We start from the raw sequence: 4,787 nt of genomic DNA, 5'->3' as shown, positions 1-4,787 counted from the left end.
CTCCCCTCCCCCTCGTCGCCCGAGCCGCCGGCGACTACTTCCCCCTCATCGCCGAGGTGGTCCTCATCCTCCTCTTCGGGATGATGCTCGCCGGCATCCTCGAGGCCACCGGTGCGATGCGCACGATCTCCTCGAGTGTCGAGGCGATGGTGCCCAGCCGGTCCCTCGGCGTCGCCCTCGTCGTCTTCGGCCTCGTCCCCTTCGCCGAATCCGTCACGGGCTTCGGCATCGGGGTGACGATCGGCGTGCCGATCCTCCGCCATCTCGGCTGTTCGCTGCGGCATTCGGCGCTCCTCGGGCTCCTCGGACTCGTCGCGGTCCCATGGGGTGCGCTCGGACCGGGCACGACGGTGGCCGCAGCGCTCGCCGGCTTCGATGTCGATGACCTCGGTCTGGCGACGGCCTGGGTCAACGCGATCCCGGTGGCCGTGGTCCTCTGCGCTGTTCTCGTCCTCCTGCGTCCCCGCCTCGGGAGTGCCCTCGGGATGATCGGGGCCGCCGGGCTGCTGTGGGGCGGAATCCTCCTCGCCAACCGTCTTCTCGGCATGGCGCCGGCCGGCATCATCGGGTCCCTCGTCGTCATCGTCGGCCTCGGCGTGCCGCTGGCGGTGCGCGGCCGGTTCGCCGGAGTCACCGCAGCGCTCGGGCGAGCAGTCCTGCCCTACGGAGTTCTCACCCTCGGCATCCTCGCCGCGCGTGAGCTCCTTGCCGTGTTCCCGTCTCCGCTCATGGAGAGTCTCGCCTCTCCCCCGTTCTGGCTGGCCGTCGCCTGCCTCGTCGCAGCGCTCTCGCGGACCCGCGGGTCGACGGATGCTCAGAGGGGGCACGGGTCGACGGGTGAGCGGAGGGACGACGGATCAACGGATGAGCGCAGGGACGGTGCGTCGCTGCGCCCGGCGATCGTCCGTGCGGCGCGCGCGTGGGTGCCGATCGGGGCGGCGACGGCGGCGTTCATGCTCATGGGCTGGGTGATGACGACCTCGGGGATGAGCACCGCGTTCGGGGACCTGCTGCCGACGGGACTCCTCGTGCTCGCCCCGTGGCTGTCGACGATCGGTGCCGTGCTCACCGGGTCGAACACGGGAAGCAATGCGATGTTCGCGAGCACCCTCGCCGTCGCCGGTCAGGGGACGGCAGCGGGGCCGCTGACCGCCGTCGCCGCGGGCAACGCCGCAGGATCACTGGCGGCGCTCGCCGCTCCGCCCCGTGTCGCGATGGCTGTCCAGCTCTCCGGCGCCGGAGCCGCCGATGCGCGGGACGGCTCGTGGGTGCTCAGCCGGGCGTTCCTCGTCGTCGGCCTCAACACCCTGGCCATCGGTCTCTGGCTCCAGTTCCTCGCGTGAGCGGGGCGCCGCCTCGGTGGCGGCTGCCCGAGCCTGCCCGACGTCCTGCGCGCACTGCCGCGCCCTCCACTGCGCTTCTCACGACTCCGGCCCATCGACACAGCCTCCCCGTGCACAGGCTGCCTGAGCGAGCGAATTCGCGGCAGGTCGCCGATCGTCCCCTCAGAGGTCACGAGCAGCGCTCAGCGCATCCGCCGCAACGTCCGTCGTCTCCGGATGTGTTCGGGACGCAGACCCATTCCGATGATGTGTCCCGGCACCCGCGCGAGTACGGGAAACCGGTCGATCAGCCGCAACGGCAGCGGTGGGCGGGAGTGAGGATCATCGGCGAGGAGCATCGGCTGGATGCGCTGCTGGATCCACTGGATCGCTGCCGCCGGCCACGCACGCCGTCGCTGAATCGCGCGCAGCTCCCGTGTCGACGGTGTGCGCTCCCTCAGCACAGGTCCGAGTTCACGGGCGGCGGCCACAGCATCCTGGATCGCCAGATTGATCCCGACACCACCCGCCGGTGACATCGCATGGGCGGCATCGCCGATGCACAGCACCCCGCGGGCGGACCACTGCGGCAGTCTCTCGAGCCGCACGCGCAGCAGTCTCAGGTCGTCGAGACCCACGGATTCCATCCGGGCCCGCAGCTCCGGAGCGATGCGCGCTATCCGCCTGCGCAGGGCGATGAGCGCCTCGGGCGACGCGTCCCATGTCCCTGCCGGGATGGCGTGGGCGACCTGGAAACCGTCGCCCCGATCGATCGCGATGACGAATCCTGCCCCGGCCTGGGCGAAGGGCAGCGTCTCAGCAGCGACCTTGGGCAGGCGGAACCACAGGACGTCCATGGCATTGGCGAGCGTCCGCGGCACAAGTCCGACTGCTCTTCTCACCGTCGAATCGCGACCGTCCGCGCCGATGACGAGCCGGGCCCTGACCTCGCCATCACCGTCGCCGGACCGAGTGCGCACACCGACGACCTGCCCTGCCTCGGTCACCACGCCGGTCACCTCCGTGCTCCGCAGCAGCGTGAAGCCGTCCTCGCGGACCCCAGCACGGGCAATGAGGTCGAGGAACTCCCACTGCGGCATGAAGCTGATGACCCTCCGACTGGTGGGCAGGTGCGAGAAGTCGGCGAGCACAAGCTGATCCGAGTTCCATCTCAGCGTCACCTGTGCCATGTCCGCATGGGGAAGGACGAGGAAGTCCTCGAGCAGACCGAGTTCGGCCAACAGATCCTGCGTCGCGGGATGAATGGTGTCACCGCGGAAGTCCCGGAGGAAATCACTGTGCTTCTCGATGACCAGGGTCTCGACACCGGCACGAGCCAGCATGAGTCCGCAGATGAGCCCGGCCGGACCTCCGCCGACGACGACACAGTCCACGGTCAGTGTCTTCACGTTCGCTGTCATACCCCCACGATGGAACCCGAACCTGCCACAATGCCACCATGGTCAATAAACGACCCGGTCGACCCGCCGACGGTTCGGATGCCCGCGAGCAGCTCATCGCCGCGGCTCAACGGCTGCTCACGGACGGTCATCCGGCGACGATCTCGACACGACGGATCGCTCGCGACGCGGGCGTGAGCCATTCGCTGGTCAATTATCACTTCGGGTCGAAAGACGATCTCATTCTCACCGCACTCTCGCTGACCATTGCTCCACACCATGTCGTGCGCGCAGCAACTGCGGGTGGCACGCTCGACGTCACGGCGCTCGCGACCGGGATCGTCCGTCTCTGGGATCACCCCGACCACGGGCCTCGCCTCGTGCGCTTCGCTCGCGAAATCGCGTCCGACGGCACCCGCGCGGCACTGCTGAGCAGCTATCTCGAGAACGCCGTCTTCGGCGGCCTTGCCGCCGCCGTGGGCAATCGGACGGCCCGGCGGCTTGCCGTGATCATCGTCGGCACGATCTTCACCCGTTATGTGCTCGCCCTGCCGTTGATGGCTGCACAGCCCTCCGCCGAGGTGATCCGGCAGTTCGTCGACCTGGCCGGTCCGATGCCCCCGCGGGATCGGCCGCCTCGGCGCTCCGGCACCGAACCGTCAGAGGGGCCCTGACCGATCAGAGGCGCAACCGACCGATCAGAGGCGGATGAGCTCGCGCGGGAACGCCGTGAACGTGTCAGCACCCGAGTCGGTGATGAGGATCGATTCGGAGAGCTCGTAGCCGTAGCCGTTCATCCACATGCCGCAGATGAGGTGGAAGGCCATCCCCGCCTCGAGGATCTGATCGTCCTCGGTGCGGATCGAGATCGTCCGCTCACCCCAGTCCGGCGGATAGCCGATGCCGATCGAATAGCCCAGGCGGCTCGGCTTCTCGAGTCCGTGCAGGGCCAGCGACCGATTCCAGGTCCGCGCGAGCTCCGCGGTGGGCACCCCGGGTCGGGCGACGTCGAGGACGGCTGCCAGCGCCTCGGCGACGACCCCTTCGAGACGGACGAGTTCCTGCTTCGGACGGCCGACGACCGCCGTCCGGGCCAGCGGGACATGGTAGCGGCGGTGGACTCCGGCGAGCTCGATGCTCACGGACTCATCCGTCGCGAACACTCTGTCGGTCCACGTCAGGTGCGGGGTGTCGGCGCTCTCTCCGGTGGGCATGAGCGGCACGATCGCCGGATAGTCACCCCAGGCGGCGTCGTGCCCGCGGATCTGCGCGGCGGCGATCGCGGCGGCGACCTCATGCTGGCCCACTCCTTCGGCGATCGACTCGAGGGCCGCGTTCATCGCCGCGGTCGTCACCTCGGCGGCCCGGTGCATGAGTGCGAGTTCGGCCGGGGATTTGATCGCCCGGATCCAGTTGACGAGTTCGAACGAATCGACGAGGCGCCATTCGGGCACCCCGTTGACGAGCGCGCGGAAGGCCCGCGGGGAGAAGAAGTGCGAGTCCATCTCGACACCCACGGGCGAGGTGGAGGCGCGCGCGACCTCCCACCGCTGACGCAGGGCGAAGGCGACCCAGTCGAAGGGGTGGATGTGCGGGCGCTGCACATAGCGCTCGGGGTAGCCGACGATGTCCTCCGGCGGCAGCCACGAGGTGTGCGTGGCCCCACGGGCGTCCATATCGCGCATGAAGAGCGTGAGCGGACCCGAGGAGGGGACGAAGAGCAGCTGCGGAGTGTAGAACGACCACGCGTTGTAGCCGGTGAGGTAGTAGATGTTCGCCGGATCGGTGACGATGAGCGCCGACAGACCCTGGTCGCTCATCCGCCCCCGCACCGCGGCGATGCGAGCGAGGTACTCCTCGGGAGCGAAGCCGAGATGCTTCGCTCCGATCGTGTCGACCTCGCCGGGATAGGGCTGCGGACGCGACCGGACTTCGGCCCCGGCCCCTCCCTGCTCGGCGCCCGGACGCATCCCCTGCACATCGGCGCGGCTGTCGGCGCGACCGGAGAACAGCTCACCCTCATTCATGCGCCCAGTCTGGTGATCCGCCTCACACGGTGTCAATG

The 4,787-nt window shown here is 69.2% G+C and carries 4 protein-coding genes; 2 read left to right on the top strand and 2 right to left on the bottom strand.

The window, feature by feature from the left end; all coding sequences use genetic code 11:
* Nucleotides 1–1,343: L-lactate permease (locus FFS20_RS17660; RefSeq protein WP_137827080.1), on the top strand; the 1,343-nt coding region annotated here is incomplete at its 5' end.
* A gap of 182 nt (nt 1,344–1,525) precedes the next feature.
* Here FFS20_RS17660 and FFS20_RS17655 read toward each other — a convergent pair.
* Nucleotides 1,526–2,743 (bottom strand): FAD-dependent oxidoreductase, encoded by a 1,218-nt coding sequence (locus FFS20_RS17655; protein WP_137827079.1) that lies wholly within the window; start codon nt 2,741–2,743, stop codon nt 1,526–1,528.
* A 38-nt stretch (nt 2,744–2,781) separates the two neighbouring features.
* On the opposite strand from FFS20_RS17655, the gene FFS20_RS17650 reads away from it, so the two are divergent.
* Nucleotides 2,782–3,396 carry a TetR/AcrR family transcriptional regulator gene (locus FFS20_RS17650; RefSeq protein ID WP_137827078.1) on the top strand — a complete coding sequence of 205 codons (615 nt, stop codon included), beginning with the start codon at nt 2,782–2,784 and terminating at the stop codon, nt 3,394–3,396.
* Nucleotides 3,397–3,420: 24 nt separating this feature from the next.
* On the opposite strand, the gene FFS20_RS17645 is transcribed toward FFS20_RS17650, so the two are convergent.
* The gene (locus tag FFS20_RS17645; protein ID WP_137827077.1) at nt 3,421–4,749 is read right to left on the bottom strand and encodes a M24 family metallopeptidase; all 1,329 of its coding nucleotides are present in this window, start codon (nt 4,747–4,749) and stop codon (nt 3,421–3,423) included.
* Nucleotides 4,750–4,787: the final 38 nt, after the last annotated feature.

The sequence above is a fragment of the Brevibacterium sp. 2SA genome (assembly GCF_005502845.1).
Classification (GTDB): Bacteria; Actinomycetota; Actinomycetes; order Actinomycetales; family Brevibacteriaceae; genus Brevibacterium.
The sequence above is the reverse complement of the archived record's forward strand: the minus strand, read 5'-3'. Positions and strand labels throughout refer to the sequence as shown.